General features: G+C 60.3%; 19 protein-coding genes and 1 pseudogene. 17 read left to right on the top strand and 3 right to left on the bottom strand.

Features of this window, described 5'->3' with window-relative positions; genetic code table 11:
- The first annotated feature begins 193 nt into the window (after positions 1-193).
- From ABVN19_RS16915 to ispD, 5 genes are all read left to right on the top strand, one after another.
- Positions 194-1,822 (top strand): CTP synthase, encoded by a 1,629-nt coding sequence (locus ABVN19_RS16915; RefSeq protein ID WP_028943003.1) that lies wholly within the window; start codon positions 194-196, stop codon positions 1,820-1,822.
- Positions 1,823-1,825: 3 nt separating this feature from the next.
- On the top strand, positions 1,826-2,671 hold the full coding sequence (gene kdsA / locus ABVN19_RS16910; RefSeq protein WP_028943004.1) for a 3-deoxy-8-phosphooctulonate synthase: 846 nt from the start codon (positions 1,826-1,828) through the stop codon (positions 2,669-2,671).
- A gap of 154 nt (positions 2,672-2,825) precedes the next feature.
- Positions 2,826-4,115: a phosphopyruvate hydratase gene (gene eno / locus ABVN19_RS16905; RefSeq protein ID WP_028943005.1), complete on the top strand. Its 1,290-nt coding sequence runs from the start codon at positions 2,826-2,828 to the stop codon at positions 4,113-4,115.
- A 163-nt stretch (positions 4,116-4,278) separates the two neighbouring features.
- On the top strand, positions 4,279-4,557 hold the full coding sequence (gene ftsB / locus ABVN19_RS16900; RefSeq protein ID WP_028943006.1) for a cell division protein FtsB: 279 nt from the start codon (positions 4,279-4,281) through the stop codon (positions 4,555-4,557).
- A complete protein-coding gene (gene ispD, locus ABVN19_RS16895; RefSeq protein WP_028943007.1) occupies positions 4,554-5,258 on the top strand; it encodes a 2-C-methyl-D-erythritol 4-phosphate cytidylyltransferase in 705 nt (234 codons plus the stop codon). Before ftsB ends, ispD begins: the two co-directional genes overlap by 4 nt.
- Before the next feature lie 45 nt (positions 5,259-5,303).
- On the opposite strand, the gene ABVN19_RS16890 is transcribed toward ispD, so the two are convergent.
- On the bottom strand, positions 5,304-6,197 hold the full coding sequence (locus ABVN19_RS16890) for a LysR substrate-binding domain-containing protein (protein WP_167332100.1): 894 nt from the start codon (positions 6,195-6,197) through the stop codon (positions 5,304-5,306).
- Between the two features lie 109 nt (positions 6,198-6,306).
- Here ABVN19_RS16890 and ABVN19_RS16885 point away from each other — a divergent pair, with 109 nt between their 5' ends.
- From ABVN19_RS16885 to rpoS, 8 genes are all read left to right on the top strand, one after another.
- The gene (locus tag ABVN19_RS16885) at positions 6,307-7,419 is read left to right on the top strand and encodes an S-(hydroxymethyl)glutathione dehydrogenase/class III alcohol dehydrogenase (protein WP_105641172.1); all 1,113 of its coding nucleotides are present in this window, start codon (positions 6,307-6,309) and stop codon (positions 7,417-7,419) included.
- Positions 7,420-7,427: 8 nt separating this feature from the next.
- Entirely contained in the window at positions 7,428-8,276 is an 849-nt protein-coding gene (gene fghA / locus ABVN19_RS16880) for an S-formylglutathione hydrolase (RefSeq protein ID WP_105641171.1), read from the top strand.
- 76 nt (positions 8,277-8,352) lie between these two features.
- Positions 8,353-8,826, top strand: coding sequence for a 2-C-methyl-D-erythritol 2,4-cyclodiphosphate synthase (gene ispF, locus ABVN19_RS16875; protein WP_028943011.1), 474 nt, complete (start codon positions 8,353-8,355; stop codon positions 8,824-8,826).
- A complete protein-coding gene (gene truD, locus ABVN19_RS16870; RefSeq protein ID WP_028943012.1) occupies positions 8,823-9,881 on the top strand; it encodes a tRNA pseudouridine(13) synthase TruD in 1,059 nt (352 codons plus the stop codon). Before ispF ends, truD begins: the two co-directional genes overlap by 4 nt.
- Positions 9,869-10,618 carry a 5'/3'-nucleotidase SurE gene (gene surE / locus ABVN19_RS16865; protein ID WP_028943013.1) on the top strand — a complete coding sequence of 250 codons (750 nt, stop codon included), beginning with the start codon at positions 9,869-9,871 and terminating at the stop codon, positions 10,616-10,618. Before truD ends, surE begins: the two co-directional genes overlap by 13 nt.
- A complete protein-coding gene (locus tag ABVN19_RS16860) occupies positions 10,618-11,295 on the top strand; it encodes a protein-L-isoaspartate(D-aspartate) O-methyltransferase (RefSeq protein ID WP_353632762.1) in 678 nt (225 codons plus the stop codon). Before surE ends, ABVN19_RS16860 begins: the two co-directional genes overlap by 1 nt.
- A gap of 181 nt (positions 11,296-11,476) precedes the next feature.
- Positions 11,477-12,352: a peptidoglycan DD-metalloendopeptidase family protein gene (locus ABVN19_RS16855; protein ID WP_105641170.1), complete on the top strand. Its 876-nt coding sequence runs from the start codon at positions 11,477-11,479 to the stop codon at positions 12,350-12,352.
- A 106-nt stretch (positions 12,353-12,458) separates the two neighbouring features.
- On the top strand, positions 12,459-13,466 hold the full coding sequence (gene rpoS / locus ABVN19_RS16850) for an RNA polymerase sigma factor RpoS (RefSeq protein ID WP_028943016.1): 1,008 nt from the start codon (positions 12,459-12,461) through the stop codon (positions 13,464-13,466).
- Positions 13,467-13,995: 529 nt separating this feature from the next.
- Here the strand turns inward: rpoS and fdxA are convergent.
- Together fdxA and mutS are read right to left on the bottom strand one after the other, a co-directional pair.
- Positions 13,996-14,319: a ferredoxin FdxA gene (fdxA, locus tag ABVN19_RS16845; RefSeq protein WP_003252355.1), complete on the bottom strand. Its 324-nt coding sequence runs from the start codon at positions 14,317-14,319 to the stop codon at positions 13,996-13,998.
- Positions 14,320-14,459: 140 nt separating this feature from the next.
- Positions 14,460-17,027 carry a DNA mismatch repair protein MutS gene (mutS, locus tag ABVN19_RS16840; RefSeq protein ID WP_105641169.1) on the bottom strand — a complete coding sequence of 856 codons (2,568 nt, stop codon included), beginning with the start codon at positions 17,025-17,027 and terminating at the stop codon, positions 14,460-14,462.
- A 159-nt stretch (positions 17,028-17,186) separates the two neighbouring features.
- Between mutS and ABVN19_RS16835 the strand changes: the two genes are divergently transcribed.
- The 4 genes and pseudogenes from ABVN19_RS16835 (at position 17,187) to ABVN19_RS16820 (ending at position 19,839) form a co-directional block, all read left to right on the top strand.
- The gene (locus ABVN19_RS16835; protein ID WP_028943018.1) at positions 17,187-17,930 is read left to right on the top strand and encodes an XRE family transcriptional regulator; all 744 of its coding nucleotides are present in this window, start codon (positions 17,187-17,189) and stop codon (positions 17,928-17,930) included.
- Positions 17,931-18,400: 470 nt separating this feature from the next.
- Positions 18,401-18,760, top strand: a complete 360-nt coding sequence (locus ABVN19_RS16830) for a phage holin family protein (protein ID WP_105641168.1) — start codon at positions 18,401-18,403, stop codon at positions 18,758-18,760.
- A gap of 2 nt (positions 18,761-18,762) precedes the next feature.
- Positions 18,763-19,281 carry a hypothetical protein gene (locus tag ABVN19_RS16825; protein WP_105641167.1) on the top strand — a complete coding sequence of 173 codons (519 nt, stop codon included), beginning with the start codon at positions 18,763-18,765 and terminating at the stop codon, positions 19,279-19,281.
- A pseudogene (locus tag ABVN19_RS16820) lies at positions 19,278-19,839 on the top strand (phage baseplate assembly protein V). Before ABVN19_RS16825 ends, ABVN19_RS16820 begins: the two are co-directional and overlap by 4 nt.
- The last annotated feature ends 24 nt before the right edge of the window (positions 19,840-19,863 follow it).

The raw sequence follows: 19,863 nt of genomic DNA, 5'->3' as shown, positions 1-19,863 counted from the left end.
ACCAAGCAGTTTTTTGCTGGGCGATTCTAAAAATGTTTAGCGAGCTCCTAACCGGGATTCCAACCCCTGGTGTGTCCAGACGCGGCAGTTTTTTAAGATGCACTGTGATTGACGCAGGTGATCGGGGGCTTCGGCCTTCCTTCGCTTTCCCCGGCGGCACTGACCGCTTTAACGCAGACTTCTAGGGTTTTTCATGACGCGCTACATATTCGTCACGGGCGGTGTTGTTTCTTCATTGGGGAAAGGCATTGCCTCGGCTTCATTGGCGGCCATCCTGGAGGCGCGGGGGCTCAAGGTCACCATGCTCAAGCTGGACCCGTACATCAACGTCGACCCGGGCACCATGAGCCCGTTCCAGCACGGTGAAGTGTTCGTCACCCACGACGGCGCCGAGACCGACCTGGACCTGGGCCACTACGAGCGGTTCATCCGCACGACCATGACCCAGAACAACAACTTCACCACCGGCCGTATCTACGAGCACGTGCTGCGCAAGGAGCGCCGTGGTGATTACCTGGGCGCGACCATCCAGGTCATTCCGCACATCACCGACGAGATCAAGCGCCGCATCATTAAGGGCGCCGGCGATGCCGACGTGGCCCTGGTGGAGATCGGTGGCACCGTGGGTGACATCGAGTCGCAACCGTTCCTCGAGGCGATTCGCCAGTTGCGCGTTGAAGTGGGTTCCAAGCGCGCCATGCTGATGCACTTGACCCTGGTGCCGTACATCGCCACCGCTGGCGAGACCAAGACCAAGCCAACCCAGCACTCGGTCAAGGAGCTGCGCTCCATCGGCCTGCAGCCTGATGTGCTGATCTGCCGTTCCGACCATCCGGTCGACGTCTCCTCGCGTCGCAAGATTGCCCTGTTCACCAACGTCGAAGAGCGTGCGGTGATCTCCCTGGAAGACGTCGATACCATCTACAAGATCCCGGCCGTGCTGCACGCCCAGGGCCTCGATGACTTCGTCGTCGAGCGTTTCGGCCTGCAGTGCAATGGCGCCGACCTGTCCGAGTGGGAAAAGGTCGTCGATGCCAAGCTCAATCCAGAGCACGAAGTGACCATCGCCATGGTCGGCAAGTACATGGAACTGCTGGACGCCTACAAATCGTTGATCGAAGCGATGAGCCATGCCGGCATCCAGAATCGTACCAAGGTCAACCTGCGCTACATCGACTCCGAAGACATCGAGAACCAGGGCACCAGCCTGCTCGAAGGCGCCGATGCCATCCTGGTACCGGGCGGCTTCGGTCTGCGCGGTGTCGAAGGCAAGATCACTGCCGTGCAGTACGCTCGCGAGAACAAGGTCCCTTACCTGGGTATCTGCCTGGGCATGCAAGTGGCGGTCATCGAGTTCGCTCGTAACGTCATGGGCTGGAAAGACGCCAACTCCACCGAGTTCGATCGCAACAGTGGTCACCCGGTCGTTGGTCTGATCACCGAGTGGGAAGATGCCACTGGCGCGGTCGAGACCCGCACCGAAGCGTCCGACCTGGGCGGCACCATGCGTCTGGGTGCCCAGGAGTGCCAGCTGGAAAGCGGCTCCAAGGTCCATGACTGCTACGCCAAGGATGTGATCGTCGAACGTCATCGTCACCGCTACGAAGTGAACAACAAGTTGCTGCCACAGCTGGTCGAAGCCGGCCTCAAGGTTTCCGGTCGCTCCGGTGACGGCGCGCTGGTTGAAGTGGTCGAGTCCCAGGATCATCCATGGTTCGTCGCTTGCCAGTTCCACCCTGAGTTCACCTCGACCCCGCGTGACGGCCATCCGCTGTTCAGCGGCTTCGTCAAGGCGGCACTGGCTCAAAAGAACAAGGCCTGATCCATGACCCAGAAGATCATCCGCGTCGGTAACATCGAGATCGCCAACGACAAGCCGTTCGTCCTGTTCGGCGGCATGAACGTGCTGGAGTCTCGTGACCTGGCCATGCAGATCTGCGAAGAGTACGTAAGGGTTACGGAGAAGCTCGGTATCCCCTACGTGTTCAAGGCAAGCTTCGACAAGGCCAACCGTTCGTCGAGCCACTCTTACCGCGGCCCCGGCCTGGAAGAGGGGCTGAAGATCTTCGAAGAGATCAAGCAGACCTTCAAGGTTCCGGTGATCACCGATGTCCACGAGCCGCATCAGGCGCAAGCCGTTGCGGACGTCTGCGATATCATCCAGTTGCCGGCGTTTCTGTCGCGCCAGACTGACCTGGTCGTGGCCATGGCCAGGACCGGTGCGGTGATCAACATCAAGAAGGCTCAGTTCCTCGCACCCCAGGAGATGAAACACATCCTGTCCAAGTGCGAGGAAAACGGTAACGATCAATTGATCCTGTGCGAGCGTGGTTCCAGCTTCGGGTATAACAACCTGGTGGTGGACATGCTCGGTTTCGGGATCATGAAGCAGTTCGAGTACCCGGTGTTTTTCGACGTGACCCACGCCCTGCAAATGCCGGGCGGTCGTGCCGACTCCGCCGGTGGCCGCCGCGCCCAGGTTACCGACCTGGCCAAGGCCGGCCTGAGTCAAGGGCTGGCGGGGCTGTTCCTCGAGTCCCACCCCGACCCGGACAACGCCAAGTGTGACGGTCCATGCGCCCTGCGCCTGGACAAACTGGAGCCATTCCTGGCCCAGCTCAAGCAACTGGACGATCTGGTGAAAAGTTTTCCGACGGTAGAAACCGCGTAAAGCTCATTTCTCCGGTAAAGTACCGCCCGTTCAACCCCTGACCCGTGGGTCAGGGGTTTGCCATCGTCAGGCCTGCCCACTATCAACAGCCAGGCGAGCGGCAAGGATTTTTCTCAGCTGCGTTGTTTTCGTCAATTCTGGAGTGCTTACAACAATGGCAAAAATCGTCGACATCAAAGGTCGTGAAGTTCTCGATTCGCGTGGTAACCCCACCGTAGAAGCGGACGTACTGCTCGACAACGGCATCATCGGCAGCGCTTGCGCGCCGTCCGGTGCTTCCACTGGCTCGCGCGAAGCGCTGGAGCTGCGTGATGGCGACAAGAGCCGTTACATGGGCAAGGGCGTCCTGAAGGCCGTTGCCAACATCAACGGCCCGATCCGCGACCTGCTGCTGGGCAAGGATCCACTTGACCAGAAAGCCCTGGACCGCGCCATGATCGAACTGGACGGTACCGAGAACAAGGCCAAGCTGGGTGCCAACGCCATCCTCGCCGTGTCCCTGGCTGCCGCCAAGGCCGCTGCCCAGGACCAGGACCTGCCGCTGTACGCGCACATCGCCAACCTCAACGGTACCCCTGGCCAGTACTCCATGCCTGTCCCGATGATGAACATCATCAACGGCGGCGAGCACGCCGACAACAACGTCGACATCCAGGAGTTCATGGTTCAGCCGGTAGGCGCCAAGACCTTCTCCGACGCGCTGCGCATGGGCACCGAGATTTTCCATCACCTCAAGGCTGTACTGAAGGCTCGTGGCCTGAACACCGCCGTGGGTGACGAAGGTGGTTTCGCTCCTAACCTGGCATCCAACGAAGACGCCCTGTCGGCCATTGCCGAAGCCATTGCCAACGCTGGCTACAAGCTGGGTACCGACGTGACCCTGGCCCTGGACTGCGCGGCCAGCGAGTTCTACGAAGATGGCAAGTACAACCTGTCCGGCGAAGGCAAGTCGTTCGACGCTGCCGGTTTTGCCGACTACCTCAAAGGCCTGACCGAGCGCTTCCCGATCATCTCGATCGAAGACGGTCTGGACGAGTCCGACTGGGCTGGTTGGAAGATCCTCACCGACAAGATCGGCGACAAGGTACAGCTGGTCGGTGACGACCTGTTCGTGACCAACACCAAGATCCTCAAAGAAGGTATCGACAAGCAGATCGGCAACTCGATCCTGATCAAGTTCAACCAGATCGGCTCGTTGACCGAAACCCTGGAAGCCATCCAGATGGCCAAGGCTGCCGGTTACACCGCGGTGATCTCGCACCGTTCGGGCGAAACCGAGGATTCGACCATTGCCGACCTGGCCGTGGGTACCGCTGCTGGCCAGATCAAGACCGGTTCGCTGTGCCGTTCCGACCGCGTTTCCAAGTACAACCAGCTGCTGCGTATCGAAGAGCAACTGGGCAGCAAGGCTGTGTACCGTGGTCGTGCCGAGTTTCGCGGCTAAGCAAGAGATGGTAAAAAGACAGCAGCCCAAGCGCGCCGAGCAGTCATACTGACTGTTCAGCCGCTTTTTGCCGCAGGTCTGTGAACACAAAGCCTGGCTTCGGCCAGGCTTCGTGCCATCAGCGCCCTGCACAAGTGGCGGTCTTTTTCCACTGGATACCCTGATGCGCAGTCCCTATTGGTTGTTCCTCGTCTTGCTTCTGCTGCTCGGTGGCCTGCAGTATCGTTTGTGGGTGGGCAATGGCAGCCTGGCCCATGTCACCGAACTCCAGCAGCAGATTGCCGACCAGCACGCCGAGAATGAGCGCTTGCTGGAACGTAATCGTGTGCTTGATGCAGAAGTACTGGAGTTGAAGAAAGGTATGGAAACCGTCGAAGAACGGGCACGCCATGAATTGGGTATGGTCAAGGAGGGTGAAACCCTCTACCAGTTGGCCCAATGAGCCAGAACTTGCCGGCCTTCTGGGCCGTGATTCCCGCCGCGGGCGTTGGTGCCCGCATGGCTGCCGACCGCCCCAAGCAATATTTGCAACTGGGCGGGCAGACCATTCTCGAGCATAGCCTCGACTGTTTTCTCGACCATCCTTGTGTAAAAGGGGTGGTTGTCAGCGTTGCTGCTGACGATCCTTACTGGCCCGGCCTGCGTTGCGCCCATGATCCGCGCATCCAGCATGCAGCTGGCGGTCAGGAACGCGCCGACTCCGTGCTCAATGCCCTGCTGTTGCTGCATGCCCAAGGCGCCGCCGACAGTGACTGGGTGCTGGTTCACGATGCGGCGCGGCCAAACCTGGCGCGCAGCGATCTGGATCGCTTGTTGGCCGAACTTGCCGACGATCCGGTCGGAGGCCTGCTGGCCGTGCCTGCACGTGACACCCTGAAACGCGCCGATGCCAAGGGTCGGGTCAGTGCAACCATTGACCGTAGCACTGTGTGGCAGGCTTACACGCCGCAGATGTTTCGTCTCGGTGCCTTGCATCGGGCGTTGGCCGACAGCCTGGTGGCCGATGTGGCCATCACCGATGAGTCTTCGGCTATCGAGTGGGCTGGGCAGGCGCCTCGTTTGATTGAAGGGCGCAGTGACAACATCAAGGTGACCCGGCCGGAAGACCTGGAGTGGTTGCGCCAACGCTGGGCCAAGCGCTGACGTGAAACCTGCACTGTAGGGGCGGGCTTGCCCCGTGATGCTGGGCTAAGCACCTCGGTACTCCGGTAACGTCGCCAACCCCTCTCGTAAAAAGTCCACTAGTTTGCGCACCTTGGGTGACAGATGCCGCTGCTGCGGATACAGCGCCCACACCGCGGTGTTGGGCGGCTGGTGGGTTTCCAGCAGCGATACCAGGGCACCGCTCTTGAGGTGTTCCAGAACGTAGTAATCCGGCAACTGGCACAAGCCTATCCCTTGCAGTGCGGCATCCAGCACCGCCTGGCCACTGTTGCAGCGCCAGTTGCCCTGTACCCGCAGGCCGTATTCGCGGCCATCCTGCTGCAGTGGCCAGGTATCCGTGCTGCCGATCAGGCAGTTGTGTCGCGCCAGTTCCGACAGGCTGTGCGGTCGACCATAGCGCTTCACGTAGGCCGGTGAGGCGCACAGGTACATGCGCCTGGGCGCCAGGCGGGTGGCCACCAACCGCGAGTCCTGCAGGCGGCCCAGGCGAATGGCCAGGTCCAGTCCTTCATGCAACAGGTCCAAGGTGCGATTGCTCAACTCGATGTCGACCCGCAACTGCGGGTATAACGCCATGAAGCGGGTCACCAGTGGAACGATAAAGCGCTCGCCATACGCCACTGCACATGTCATGCGCAGCAAGCCCTTGGGCTCGCTGGTGAGGTCGCCCATCGCGCGCAGGGCTTCTTCGCGGCCATCTTGCAGGCGCTGACAATGTTGCAGGAACGTCTGCCCGGCTTCGCTCAACGTAACCTTGCGGGTACTGCGGTAGAGCAGGCGTGTTTGCAGGCGGTCTTCCAGGCGCGCGATCTGGCGGCTGATGTGGGATGAAGAAACGCCCAGGCGCTCGGCGGCGGCAGTGAACTGACCCGATTCGGCGACAGCGACGAACTCGTCGATGCCTTCCCAGCGGCTGATCATTGATTATCCCTGTATGGCAATAATGTTTTGTCTTCGGCCGGATTATTCATCAAATACGGATGAATTACACTGCGGACTTGAACTGACCCCTTGTTGGAGAAGATTGATGATCAAGTCCCGTGCCGCCGTTGCTTTCGAGGCCAAGAAACCGCTGGAGATCGTCGAGGTCGACGTGGCCATGCCCAAGGCAGGTGAAGTGCTGCTTCGCGTGGTCGCCAGTGGCGTCTGCCACACCGATGCCTACACGCTCTCCGGTGCAGACCCTGAAGGCATCTTCCCATCGATCCTCGGCCATGAAGGCGGTGCGGTCGTCGAAGCGGTGGGCGAGGGCGTCACGTCGGTCGCAGTCGGCGATCATGTGATCCCGCTGTACACCCCCGAATGCGGCCAGTGCAAATTCTGCCGCTCCGGCAAGACCAACCTGTGCCAGGCCATTCGCGCCACCCAGGGCAAAGGGCTGATGCCTGATGGCACCACGCGCTTCTCCTACAAAAGTCAGCAGCTGTTCCACTACATGGGCACCTCGACGTTCTCCGAGTACACCGTGCTCCCGGAAATCTCCGTGGCCAAGATCCAGAAAGAAGCCCCCCTGGAGAAAGTCTGCCTGCTCGGTTGTGGCGTCACGACGGGCATCGGCGCCGTGCTTAACACCGCCAAGGTCAAGCCGGGCGATACGGTGGCCATCTTTGGCCTGGGTGGCATCGGCTTGTCGGCGATCATTGGCGCGGTAAAAGCCAAGGCTTCGCGAATCATTGCCGTTGACATCAACCCGGGCAAGTTCGAGATTGCCAAGCAGCTGGGCGCTACCGATTGCGTCAACCCGAAAGACTACGATCGCCCGATCCAGGAGGTCATCGTCGACCTTACCGACGGTGGCGTGGACTTCTCCTTTGAATGCGTGGGTAACGTGCAACTGATGCGAGCAGCGCTGGAGTGTTGCCACAAGGGCTGGGGTGAGTCGGTGATCATTGGAGTGGCCGGTGCCGGCCAGGAAATCTCTACGCGTCCGTTCCAGTTGGTGACCGGTCGTGTCTGGCGTGGTTCGGCCTTTGGTGGCGTGCGTGGCCGCAGCGAGCTGCCAAGCTACGTCGAAATGTCGGAAAAAGGCGAGATCCCGCTGGATACCTTCATCACTCACACCATGGGTCTGGAAGACATCAACAAAGCGTTCGACCTCATGCATGAAGGCAAGAGTATCCGTAGCGTCATTCATTTCTGAGGTTTGCCATGAGCCTGGAAAACATCTCTTGCCAGAAAAGCTTCGGCGGCTGGCACAAGCGCTACCGACACCGTTCCCAGGTGCTCGGTTGCGACATGGTCTTTGCGGTCTACCTGCCACCACAGGCCGAGCAGGGCGAAAAACTGCCGGTGCTGTATTGGCTCAGCGGCCTGACCTGCACGGATGAAAACTTCATGCAGAAGGCCGGGGCACACAAGCTTGCCGCGGAGCTCGGGTTGATCATCGTCGCCCCCGATACCAGTCCGCGCGGGCCTCAGGTCCCGGGCGACCCGGAGGGTGCCTGGGACTTCGGGCTGGGAGCCGGTTTCTACCTCAATGCCAGCGAGCAGCCCTGGTCCCAGCACTACCGTATGCATGACTACGTGGTACAGGAGCTGCCTGCGCTGGTCGAGGCGCATTTCCCGGCGTCTGATCGTCGCGGTATCAGCGGCCACTCCATGGGCGGGCATGGTGCGTTGGTGTGCGCGCTGCGCAATCCCGGGCGCTACCGTTCGGTGTCGGCCTTTGCGCCGATCAGCAATCCGATGGACTGTCCCTGGGGCCAGAAGGCCTTCACCCGTTACCTGGGGGAAGACCGGGCGCGCTGGCGCGAATGGGACGCCACGGTGTTGATGGCCGAGGCACAGGAGCGTCTGCCGTTGTTGGTGGATCAGGGCGATCGCGACGATTTTCTCGACAATCAGCTCAAGCCCCAGGCATTGATCCAGGCGGCCAAGGCGGCCGGTCATCCGCTGGAGCTGCGTTTGCAGCCAGGCTATGACCACAGCTATTACTTTATCGCCAGCTTCATTGATGAGCACTTGCGCCACCATGGCGTGGCCCTGGGTTTGTTGTAGGCGCTGCCCTACAAATAAGCCCAAGGCCCGGCAAAGCAGGTAGAATCACGCCCTGACTCAATCAGGGCGTTTTTTTATGCGTATTGGCCACGGCTACGATGTGCACCGCTTCGCGGAAGGCGATTTCATCACCTTGGGTGGGGTGCGCATTGCGCACAAGTTCGGGCTGCTGGCCCATTCCGATGGCGACGTCGTGCTGCATGCCTTGAGCGATGCCTTGCTGGGCGCCGCTGCGCTTGGGGACATCGGCAAGCATTTCCCCGATACCGATCCGCAGTTCAAGGGCGCTGACAGCCGCGTACTGTTGCGCCACGTAGTGAAGATCGTCCAGGCCAAGGGCTGGAAGGTCGGTAACGTCGACGCCACCATCGTGGCCCAGGCGCCGAAGATGGCACCGCATATCGAAACCATGCGCCAACTGATCGCCCAGGACCTTCAGGTCGAGCTCGACCAGGTCAACGTCAAGGCGACGACCACTGAGAAGCTTGGTTTCACAGGTCGTGAAGAAGGCATTGCCGTCCACGCCGTGGCGATGTTGTTGTCAGCATGACCGAACTGGAACTTCTGGGCCCGCGCGCATCGGGCCAGGCGCTGGGCAGCGCGATTCTCAAGGCTACTGCCGAAGACTTCCAGGTGGACGAAGTCCTGGATATTCCGCTCTCGGGCAATGGTGAACACTTGTGGCTGTGGGTCGAAAAACGCGACCTGAACACCGAAGAGGCGGCACGCCGCCTGGCTCGGGCAGCAGGCGTACCGCTGCGCAGCATCAGCTATGCCGGCCTCAAGGACCGTCAGGCGCTGACCCGCCAGTGGTTCAGCCTGCACTTGCCCGGCAAGGCCGATCCTGACTTCGGCGCAGCCGAGAACGAGACCCTCAGCATCCTCAAGCGCACCCGGCACTCACGCAAACTGCAGCGCGGCGCGCATTCGGCCAATGGCTTCACCCTGCGCCTGACAGGCCTGGTCGCCGACCAGGCGGCCCTGGATGCGCGACTTGAACTGCTGCGTTGTCAGGGCGTGCCGAACTATTTCGGCACCCAGCGCTTCGGTCACGCCGGCGGCAACGTTCATGATGCCCGGGATTGGGCTTCCCGCCAGGCATTGCCGGAGCAACGCAACGTGCGTTCACGGCTGCTCTCCAGTGCCCGCAGTTATTTGTTCAACCAGGTGTTGGCAGCGCGTGTTGCCGACGGCAGCTGGCAAACGGCCCAGGTCGGTGACCTGCTGGCGTTCACCGACAGTCGCAGCTTTTTCCCGGCCGGCGAAGCGGAGTGTTCCGATCCTCGCCTGGCCATTCTGGACCTGCACCCCACCGGCCCGCTGTGGGGCGAAGGAGCACCGGGCACCGGTGGTGCTACCGGCGAGCTCGAGCAGGGCATTGGCGAGCAACACGCTTCGTTGTGCCAATGGTTGGCGCGAGCAGGCCTGAATCAGGAGCGTCGTATCCTGCGACTGCCCATTGGCGGCCTGACGTGGCATTATCCCGAGCCTGATATTCTGCAACTGGAATTCGTCCTTCCGGCCGGATGCTTTGCCACCGTCGTGGTGCGCGAGCTTGTTGATCTGGTGGCGGCAGGGCAGACGGATAGCCCATGCGTATTCTGATTTCGAACGACGACGGCGTCACCGCACCCGGACTTGCAGCGCTGCATGCTGCGCTGGCGGATTATGCTGATTGTGTGGTCATCGCCCCGGACCAAGACAAAAGCGGTGCCAGCAGTTCGCTGACGCTCGATCGGCCGCTGTGCCCGCAAACCTTGGCCAACGGCTACATCAGCCTCAACGGTACACCGACCGACTGCGTGCACCTGGGGCTCAACGGGTTGTTGGAGCAAACGCCGGACATGGTGGTGTCGGGGATCAACCTGGGTGCCAACCTGGGCGATGATGTGCTGTACTCCGGGACAGTGGCAGCAGCATTGGAGGGGCGCTTCCTGGGTGGCACCTCCTTTGCCTTTTCGCTGCTTTCACGTTTGCCTGACAACCTGCCGACGGCTGCCTATATTGCACGCAAGCTGGTTGAAGCTCACGAGAGCCTGGCATTGCCACCTCGTACGGTGTTGAACGTCAACATCCCCAACCTGCCGCTTGAGCATATCCGGGGTATCCAGCTGACTCGCCTGGGGCATCGTGCACGCGCCGCGGCACCGACCAAGGTGGTCAATCCCAGGGGCAAGGAGGGTTATTGGATTGCCGTGGCCGGGGATGCCGAGGATGGCGGACCAGGCACGGATTTTCATGCGGTGATGCAGGGCTATGTATCGATCACTCCATTACAGTTGGACCGCACCTTCAATGACGCTTTCGAGCGCCTGGATGGCTGGCTGGAGGGGTTGCTCTGATGCGAGAACAGGAGGATCTGATGCGCCACGGTATCGGTTTTACCTCGCAGCGAACCCGTGAACGGCTGATTCAACGTTTGATCGAAGAAGGTGTATCCAACCCCCAGGTGCTCGATGTGCTGCGGCGCACGCCACGTCACCTGTTTGTCGACGAGGCGTTGGCTCATCGCGCCTACGAAGATACCGCGCTGCCTATCGGCAACAACCAGACCATCTCCCAGCCGTTCATGGTTGCGCACATGAGCGAACTGCTGCTCAAGGCCGGCCCATTGGACAAGGTGCTGGAGATTGGTACCGGCTCCGGTTATCAAACAGCCATCCTTGCTCAACTGGTAGAGCGGGTTTTTTCCGTGGAGCGCATCAAGGTCTTGCAGGATCGCGCCAAGGAGCGCCTGACCGAACTCAACCTGCGCAATGTGGTGTTTCGCTGGGGTGATGGCTGTGAAGGGTGGCCGGCGCTGGCACCGTATAACGGCATCATTGTCACCGCCGTGGCGCCCGAAGTTCCCCAGGCCTTGCTCGACCAGCTTGCGCCTGGCGGGCGCATGGTCATTCCGGTGGGGTCGACCGGGGAGTCGCAGCAGCTGATGCTCATCGTGCGTGAAGAACAAGGGTTCTCGCGGCGGGTAATGGGCTCCGTGCGCTTTGTGCCCCTGCTCAGCGGCCCGCTGGCCTGATCGAATCTATTTTTTTGCCGCGGCAGAATTTCACCGACATTGCCCTGTCTATCTGGCGGGCTATCTTGGTTTGTCGGGTGTCACATTTTGCGTATGCCTGTGATCCGCAAGGTGTAGGTGCTCGGGTATAATTGCAACAATATTGCATTTTCACAGCAGTCACCATCAGAGGGAGCGGCGGGTGGGTCACACAATCAGTCGGCAGCGCAGGGACTTTTCGAGCTACAAGCTTCTGGTGATTGCACTTGCCCTGGGTACGCTGATTTCCGGTTGTTCAAGCACGTCCTCCAATAGTGCGCGAGTTGTCGATCGCAATGCGCCTGTAGCCAAGCGCCCTGCAGTTACCAGTGGCCAGTACGTCGTGCGTCCGGGCGATACCTTGTACTCCATCGCGTTCCGTTATGGCTGGGACTACAAAGACCTGGCCGCGCGCAATGGCATCACGGCGCCCTATACCATTCGCGTCGGGCAGGCGATCCGTTTCGACGGTCGCTCCGGTGCGCCTGCCGGGGGAACGACGACCGTTGTCACCAGTTCGTCCTCGCCGTCGAGCAAGACCACCGTCACCACCCGGCCTGCCGGTACGCCTGCCAAGGCGGCGACCCCGGCGCCCCCTGTGCCCCCTCCGGTTGCTACGCCTGCCACACCTGCAGCGCCCGCCCAGGTACCTGCTGCAGAGCGTTCGGTGGGCGGCTGGGCCTGGCCGGCCAATGGCGTGTTGATTGGAAAATTCGCTTCAAACGGTAGTTTGAATAAAGGCATTGATATCGCCGGTGATTTGGGACAGCCTGTTTTTGCTGCGTCTGATGGTTCAGTTGTCTACGCCGGGAGTGGCTTGCGGGGCTACGGCGAGTTGGTAATCATCAAGCACAGCGATACCTACGTCAGCGCCTACGGTCACAACCGCAGGCTATTGGTTCGGGAGGGACAGCAGGTCAAAGTTGGGCAGACAATTGCCGAAATGGGTTCCACGGGCACGGACCGGGTGAAGCTGCATTTTGAGATTCGCCGCCAGGGCAAACCTGTTGATCCGCTGCAATTCCTGCCGCGTCGTTGATTGCTAGACCCGGCCTGTTCCTCGCGTAGAGGGGACAGGCTCCAGCGTTGCCAGGGATATAGGCGTCGCTTGAGTCTGAGTTCGAACTCAGCAAAGGACTATAACAATGGCTCTCAACAAAGAAGTGCCGGAGTTTGACATCGACGATGAAGTGCTCCTGATGGAGACGGGCATCGTTTTGGAAACGGATGTGGTGTCAGACGAACCTGCTGTATCTTCGGTTCGGACAAGGGCCAAGCAAGGCTCTTCGCTAAAGCAACACAAGTACATCGATTACACTCGGGCACTTGACGCAACCCAGCTTTACCTCAATGAAATCGGTTTCTCGCCTCTTCTCTCGCCAGAGGAAGAAGTCCATTTTGCACGGCTGTCGCAAAGTGGCGACCCAGCCGGTCGCAAGCGGATGATCGAAAGCAACTTGCGCCTGGTAGTGAAAATCGCCCGACGCTATGTGAATCGGGGGCTTTCACTGCTGGACCTGATCGAAGAGGGCAACCTTGGGTTGATTCGCGCGGTCGAGAAGTTTGACCCTGAGCGTGGTTTCCGATTCTCTACCTATGCTACCTGGTGGATTCGGCAAACCATCGAACGGGCGATCATGAACCAGACCCGTACCATTCGCTTGCCCATTCACGTGGTCAAGGAACTGAACGTCTACCTGCGCGCCGCACGGGAACTCACCCAGAAGCTCGATCACGAACCGTCCCCGGAAGAGATTGCCAGTCTGCTGGAAAAACCAGTGGGTGAAGTCAAGCGCATGCTTGGGCTGAACGAGCGGGTGTCGTCGGTTGATGTGTCCCTGGGCCCGGATTCTGACAAGACGCTACTCGATACCCTCACCGATGACCGCCCAACCGACCCTTGCGAGCTGCTTCAGGATGATGACCTGTCCCAGAGCATCGACCAGTGGTTGAGCGAGCTCACCGACAAGCAGCGTGAAGTGGTGATTCGCCGCTTCGGCCTCAGGGGGCATGAGAGCAGCACCCTGGAGGATGTAGGTTTGGAGATTGGCCTGACGCGTGAGCGGGTTCGCCAGATCCAGGTCGAGGGCCTCAAGCGCCTGCGTGAGATCCTCGAGAAAAACGGTTTGTCCAGCGAGTCGCTGTTCCAGTAACAACGCCTTGCAGCAAAGAACGCCTCGACTTTGTCGGGGCGTTTTTGTATGTGACTTCACCGCTTGAAGGGGAAACCTCTCCTGCTGTTGCAGCGGAAACATCCGGTTCTGGATAAAAGCGTCCTCACGCCGTTGGTACTGTTCTTGTTTGTGTAAGACTTAGCTTACGCATCATGTAAGCCATTGCTGTGAGTTTAAGTAAATGGTTGTCGTTTTTAGTGTGGTCTTTTATTTAAGCTATTGATTTAAAATGCATTTTTTAAATGCAGCCACTAAGTTCAAGCTACATCGCCAGCGTTGGGTGCTATTGCTTGTAACGCTGCAGGCGCTAGTATTTGAACTGTGTCTACGGACTGACACAGGCTTTCAAGGATGAAGGTCAGGACATCGCAGGATGCGATTCATCAGGATGATGAAAGGGATCAAAGGGACTACGGAAAAAATGTGGGCGGGTCAAACCGCCCCTTTTTTTGCCCGGCCCAAACATGAAAAAAAGGCCCCTAGGGGCCTTTTTTTGATCTTCAAACGCCTAGCGTTCCAGATCGGCGATCTTGCCTGGCTTGCCGTCCCACTCTTCGGCATCTGGCAGAGCGTCTTTGCGCTCGGTGATGTTCGGCCAGATTTCCGCAAGCTCGGCATTGAGCTCAATGAAGTTCTCCATGCCACTTGGCACTTCATCTTCCGAGAAAATGGCTTGGGCGGGGCATTCAGGCTCGCACAGTGCACAATCGATGCACTCATCCGGGTGAATGACCAGGAAGTTCGGGCCTTCGTAGAAGCAGTCCACCGGACAGACTTCTACGCAGTCGGTGTACTTGCACTTGATGCAGTTGTCGGTGACGACGAAGGTCATTTCTAATTCTCTCCTCAGGCGACGGCAGCGATACCCTTCCAGACAGGGTCGCGCGGTTTGGTCGTTCGGCTGCAGGCCAGGCTAGTAACCTGCAGCATCGCCAAACCGCGCGGGATTCTATCAGCTTGTGCGGGCGCGCGTTATAACAGAGTCTTCAGTGTATAGAGCATTTCGATAGCTTGGCGTGGCGTCATATTGTCCAGGTCCAGCTTCCCGAGCTTCTCGATGGCTGGGTGTGGCAGGCTGGCAAACAGGTCGCTCTGGTGCGGGATATCTGCCGCACCCTTGGTCAAGACAGGTGTTTCATGGGGTAGGCTGGCCGTTTCGAGGCGCCCCAGATGCTCACGGGCACGCTGGATAACCGGAGTCGGCACACCGGCCAACTGGGCAACGGCCAGGCCGTAGCTCTGGCTGGCAGGCCCGGGAAGTACGTGGTGCAGGAATACGATCCGCTCATTGTGCTCGGTAGCGTTCAGGTGGACGTTCGCCACCAGCGGCTCGTTTTCCGGCAGTACGGTCAATTCAAAGTAATGCGTGGCGAACAGCGTGTAGGCGCGCAACTGGGCCAGGCGCTCGGCTGCCGCCCAGGCCAGCGACAGGCCGTCGAAGGTGCTGGTGCCGCGGCCCACTTCGTCCATCAGCACCAGGCTGCGGTCGGTGGCGTTGTGCAGGATGTTGGCGGTTTCGCTCATCTCGACCATGAACGTCGAGCGTCCGCCCGCCAGGTCATCGCTGGAGCCGATTCGGGTGAAGATTCGATCGACCAGCGACAGCTCACAGCTGGCGGCCGGCACGAAGCTGCCGATATGTGCCATCAGGACAATGAGGGCAGTCTGACGCATGTAGGTGGATTTACCGCCCATGTTCGGACCGGTGATCACCAGCATACGAGTGTTGTCGTCCAGCGACAGGTCGTTGGCCACAAACGGAGTGGTCAGCACTTGCTCGACCACAGGATGGCGACCCTGGTTGATGCGCATGCACGGCTCGTCGACGAAGGTCGGGCAGTTCAGGTCCAGGTTCAGCGCACGTTCGGCCAGGTTGCTCAGCACATCCAGTTCGGCCAGGGCGGCGGCGGTGTCTTGCAGCGGTGCCAGATGGCTGATCAGGGTTTCGAGCAGCGCGTCATAGAGCATCTTCTCTCGAGCCAGGGCGCGGCTTTTGGCCGACAGTGCCTTGTCTTCGAAGGTTTTCAGCTCCGGAGTGATAAAGCGCTCGGCGCCTTTTAGGGTCTGGCGCCGGATATAGTCGGCAGGTGCCTGCTCGGCTTGTTTGCTCGGCAGTTCGATGAAATAACCGTGAACACGGTTGTAACCGACCTTGAGATTGGCAAGGCCGGTACGCGCTTTTTCCCGGGCTTCCAGGTCGATGAGGAACTGGCCGGCGTTCTCGCTCATGGCCAGCAGCTCGTCCAGCTCTCCGTCGTAGCCGGTCTTGAGCACGCCGCCGTCACGAATTACCGCGGGTGGACTATCGACGATGGCTTTTTCCAGCAGATCGGCCAGCTCCGGGTAGGTACCGGCGATGGCTGCCAGGCGGGCGAGATGCGGCGCCTCAAGTTCGGCCATGGCATTTTGCAACTCAGGCAGGGCGCCGAGGGCATCTCGCAGGCGGGCCAGGTCCCGTGGGCGAGCATTGCGCAGGCCGATACGGGCGAGAATCCGCTCGATGTCGCCGATTTCCTTGAGTTGTGGTTGCAGCTTCTCGAAGCGGTAGCCGTCGAGCAGGCAGCGAATCGACCCCTGGCGAGCCTGAAGCACTTTCAGGTCACGCAGCGGACGGTTCAGCCAGCGGGTCAGCAAACGGCTGCCCATGGCGGTCTGGCAGCGGTCGATGACCGACTGCAGGGTATTGTCGCGCCCACCGGCCAGGTTGACGTCCAGCTCCAGGTTGCGACGGCTGGCGCCGTCGAGCACCACTGTGTCGTCCAGGCGCTCATGCTTGAGGCTGCGCAAATGGGGCAGGGCGGTGCGCTGGGTTTCCTTGGCGTAGCCGAGCAGGCAGCCCGCAGCGCCAATGGCCAGGGTCAACTTTTCACAGCCAAAACCCTTGAGGTCCTGGGTTGCGAACTGCTGGCACAGGCTCTTGCGTGCCGAGTCACGGTCGAAGTCCCAAGGCGCGCGACGACGGGCGCCACGGCGCTTCTCGGCCGGCAGGCCTTGAGGCCAGTCGTCCGGAATCAACAGCTCCACCGGATTGATACGTTCGAGCTCGGCCAGCAGGTTTTCCCAGCCTTTTATCTCCAGCACGGTGAAGTTGCCGCTGGTGATGTCCAGCACTGCCAGGCCGAACAGGCGTTCGTCTCCCAGCACGGCAGCGATCAGGTTGTCGCGGCGCTCATCGAGCAGCGCTTCATCACTGACGGTGCCCGGCGTGATAATCCGCACCACCTGGCGCTCGACCGGCCCTTTGCTGGTGGCCGGGTCGCCGATCTGCTCGCAGATCACCACCGACTCGCCCAGCTTTACCAGCTTGGCCAGGTACCCTTCGGCTGCGTGGAAGGGGATACCACACATGGGGATCGACTGGCCCGCCGACTGCCCGCGGGCAGTCAGGGTAATATCCAGGAGTTTTGCGGCTTTCTTCGCATCTTCATAGAAGATCTCGTAGAAGTCGCCCATGCGGTAGAACATCAGCTGGTCCGGGTGCTGGTTTTTCAGCTTCCAGTACTGCTGCATCATCGGAGTGTGTGCGGAAAGATCGCTCATTACAGAAACTTGGCTCGCAGTGTCGTTTAGACCAAAGGCAAGCGGGCAATGGTACAGGGATTTTGCCCTGGATGCCGAGGCCATCGGCCGCGCCGCGACCTTTTGTCCATGCACTTTCGTGCATTGGAGCAATTGCAATTTGCCCAATCGCTCTGCATTATGCAGTTTATGCAAAAACGCAACGTAGCATCCGTCCTCAGAGCACTGCTCGACCGCCACGGTATCTCCCCCACGGAGCTTCACCGGCGTACCGGCGTGCCGCAATCCACCTTGTCGCGCATCCTCAGCGAGAAAATCGTCGATCCGTCCGATAAGCATGTGTCAAAAATCGCCGAGTACTTCGGGGTAAGTACCGATCAACTGCGTGGTCGTGTCGACCTGGGCGAGAGCCGCGAGGCGGTGCCAGCCCGCAGCCATGCCGAGTTGCACGACATCAGCCTGTGGGATGACGACACCCCGATCGAGGACGACGAGGTGTCCATTCCGTTTCTTCGCGAGGTCGAATTGGCAGCAGGATCAGGACGATTCGTCATCGAGGAAAGCGAGAAGGCCAGCCTGCGCTTCGGCAAGCGCAGCCTGCGCCACAACGGCGTGCAATTCGACCAGGCCAAATGCGTCACCGTACGTGGCAACAGCATGCTGCCGGTGCTGCGCGATGGCGCCACGGTGGGGGTCAATGCCGGCAAGAGCGGCATTGGCGACATCGTCGACGGTGATCTCTATGCCATCAATCACAATGGTCAGCTGCGCGTGAAGCAGCTCTATCGCCTACCTACCGGCATCCGCCTGCGCAGCTTCAACCGCGACGAGCATCCGGATGAAGACTACAGCTTCCAGCAGATGCAGGAAGAGCAGATCAGCATCCTCGGCCACGTCTTCTGGTGGGGCATGTACGCCCGCTGAAGTGTCTACGCGATGTGAAAAACCCGCCTTGGCGGGTTTTTTTTCGCCTGCTGAAAACCCGTAAGCCCTTACCAGGCAAGGCTCCAATGCATATGCGCATATCGGCGCGCATAAATATTTCCACAAATGCATTGACTGCATATGCATCAATGCATAATCTTTGTCTCAAGCCGGCCGACACCGGTAGCAGAAAAGGCAGCGATGGATCGGCCTCAACGATTCAGAGGGTTGGCAACTGGCCCGGGTGTGCAGCGTAAAGCACCACAAGCAGTTATCCGGCGGGCAGGCGGCCGCGGTCGGAGGAACAATTTGAAGCGCAGTTGCACAGGGCACCAGACGTGGCTGGCAACTGAACAACGCATTACTGAAAAGCCTGGGCAGCCCCGGGCTTTTTGGAATGCCGAGTGACCGGCTCTACAACAGACGCCGCAGGCAACCTGCCGAGCGGACTTACCAAAGGAGACAGGACAGTGACAAGCGAGCAACAGACGTTGCTGGAAATGCCGATCTGGCTGGTGATCGTCCTGGCTTTGCTGGGCGGCTTGAGCGGCGAAATGTGGCGTGCAGACAAGGAGGGCGCCCGTGGCTGGGCACTGGTCCGGCGCCTGCTGCTGCGCTCGGGGGCCTGCATGGTCTGCGGTGTGTCCACGGTAATGCTGTTGTATGCCAGCGGCATGTCGATCTGGAGCGCCAGTGCCTTTGGCTGCCTGACGGCCATGGCCGGGGCTGATATGGCGATCGGCCTTTATGAGCGGTGGGCGGCGAGGCGGTTGGGTATGGAAATGCAACGGCCGGATATTCACCACCGGGGTCATAAAAAGAGGGAGTGATCATGTGCGAACTGACGACCTTGCACCAGGCTATCACCGCGACCATCAAGACAGCCATGCCAGAACTGGCAACGGTCGATGCCTATGGGGGCGCCGATAGCAGCACGGCCATGCCGGCGCTGTTTCATTCCATTACCGCCTTGAGGCCCGCTGTCGACCCTGGCGATGGTCGCTCATGCATCCTGGCGACCATCGAGGCACGGATCCTTGTGGATGTCGGCGATACCCAGGCGCCCCTGCGCGCTGTCACGCTGGCTACCCAGTTGGCGGTGCTCTTGCGCAAGCAGTTCTGGGGGGTCGACTTCGTTGAAGAAGCGAACAACGTTCGAGCGGTACCGGTTGTAGCCGACCCGGTCTTACCAGCCCCAGTCACCTGGCAAGTGAAGTGGGAGCAGGTTCTACGCCTTGGCACCATGCAATGGCCCTGGCCTGATGAGCCAGGCCCGGTGGCTTTTGCCTTCAGCCCAGACACCGGCCCCGGCCATGAAGCCGATTACCAGTCGCCGGAGGACCTCTCATGAGTTATGCCAGTGCCATGCACGACCGCATGCTCGCCGGCCTGGTCATCCCCTGCTACGTGGTGGCGGTGGACCTGGCAGCCGCCAGGGTGCGTGTATCTGATGGTGCCGGCTGGACCAGTGCCTGGTTACGCTGGCACAGCCTGGGTGCGGGCAAGGCGCGGCACTGGCGTGCCCCCAGTCTCGGCGAGCAGGGCGTGCTGATCAGTGCCAGTGGCGAGCCAGGCCCAGGGTACCTTTGTGCCGGGCCTGTACGGCAACGCCGGTGATCCGCCGGACAACCGTGACCACGTCGAGGTCTGGCGCTTTGAGGATGGTGGCTCGCTGATCTACGACTGGCAGTCCAGCAGCTACAGCATCGACCTGCCCAGCGGCACGGTCACTCTTCGGGTCGGCAGCAGTTCGGCAGTGATCAGCGCCGATGCCATTCAAGCAACCGCAGCCACAGTTACCGTAACCGGCGAGGTGCAGATCAACGGCTCCCTACGAGTCACCGGCGACATTTTTGGCGCCGCCAGGATCATCGACACCGGCGGCAATACTGCCAACCACAAACACTGAAACCAGCCCGCCACCTGCGGGCTT

Source organism: Pseudomonas vranovensis, assembly GCF_040438935.1.
GTDB lineage: Bacteria > Pseudomonadota > Gammaproteobacteria > Pseudomonadales > Pseudomonadaceae > Aquipseudomonas > Aquipseudomonas vranovensis.
Note: the sequence above shows the minus strand (reverse complement) of the source record. Positions and strands in the feature narration are given on the sequence as shown.

Excerpts from the sequence above, each read along its gene's own strand:
- ABVN19_RS16915 (WP_028943003.1), top strand. The coding sequence starts at position 194 with ATGACGCGCTACATATTCGTCACGGGCGGTGTTGTTTCTTCATTGGGG.
- kdsA (WP_028943004.1), top strand. The coding sequence starts at position 1,826 with ATGACCCAGAAGATCATCCGCGTCGGTAACATCGAGATCGCCAACGAC.
- eno (WP_028943005.1), top strand. The coding sequence starts at position 2,826 with ATGGCAAAAATCGTCGACATCAAAGGTCGTGAAGTTCTCGATTCGCGT.
- ftsB (WP_028943006.1), top strand. The coding sequence starts at position 4,279 with ATGCGCAGTCCCTATTGGTTGTTCCTCGTCTTGCTTCTGCTGCTCGGT.
- ispD (WP_028943007.1), top strand. The coding sequence starts at position 4,554 with ATGAGCCAGAACTTGCCGGCCTTCTGGGCCGTGATTCCCGCCGCGGGC.
- ABVN19_RS16885 (WP_105641172.1), top strand. The coding sequence starts at position 6,307 with ATGATCAAGTCCCGTGCCGCCGTTGCTTTCGAGGCCAAGAAACCGCTG.
- fghA (WP_105641171.1), top strand. The coding sequence starts at position 7,428 with ATGAGCCTGGAAAACATCTCTTGCCAGAAAAGCTTCGGCGGCTGGCAC.
- ispF (WP_028943011.1), top strand. The coding sequence starts at position 8,353 with ATGCGTATTGGCCACGGCTACGATGTGCACCGCTTCGCGGAAGGCGAT.
- truD (WP_028943012.1), top strand. The coding sequence starts at position 8,823 with ATGACCGAACTGGAACTTCTGGGCCCGCGCGCATCGGGCCAGGCGCTG.
- surE (WP_028943013.1), top strand. The coding sequence starts at position 9,869 with ATGCGTATTCTGATTTCGAACGACGACGGCGTCACCGCACCCGGACTT.
- ABVN19_RS16860 (WP_353632762.1), top strand. The coding sequence starts at position 10,618 with ATGCGAGAACAGGAGGATCTGATGCGCCACGGTATCGGTTTTACCTCG.
- rpoS (WP_028943016.1), top strand. The coding sequence starts at position 12,459 with ATGGCTCTCAACAAAGAAGTGCCGGAGTTTGACATCGACGATGAAGTG.
- fdxA (WP_003252355.1), bottom strand. The coding sequence starts at position 14,319 with ATGACCTTCGTCGTCACCGACAACTGCATCAAGTGCAAGTACACCGAC.
- mutS (WP_105641169.1), bottom strand. The coding sequence starts at position 17,027 with ATGAGCGATCTTTCCGCACACACTCCGATGATGCAGCAGTACTGGAAG.
- ABVN19_RS16835 (WP_028943018.1), top strand. The coding sequence starts at position 17,187 with ATGCAGTTTATGCAAAAACGCAACGTAGCATCCGTCCTCAGAGCACTG.
- ABVN19_RS16825 (WP_105641167.1), top strand. The coding sequence starts at position 18,763 with ATGTGCGAACTGACGACCTTGCACCAGGCTATCACCGCGACCATCAAG.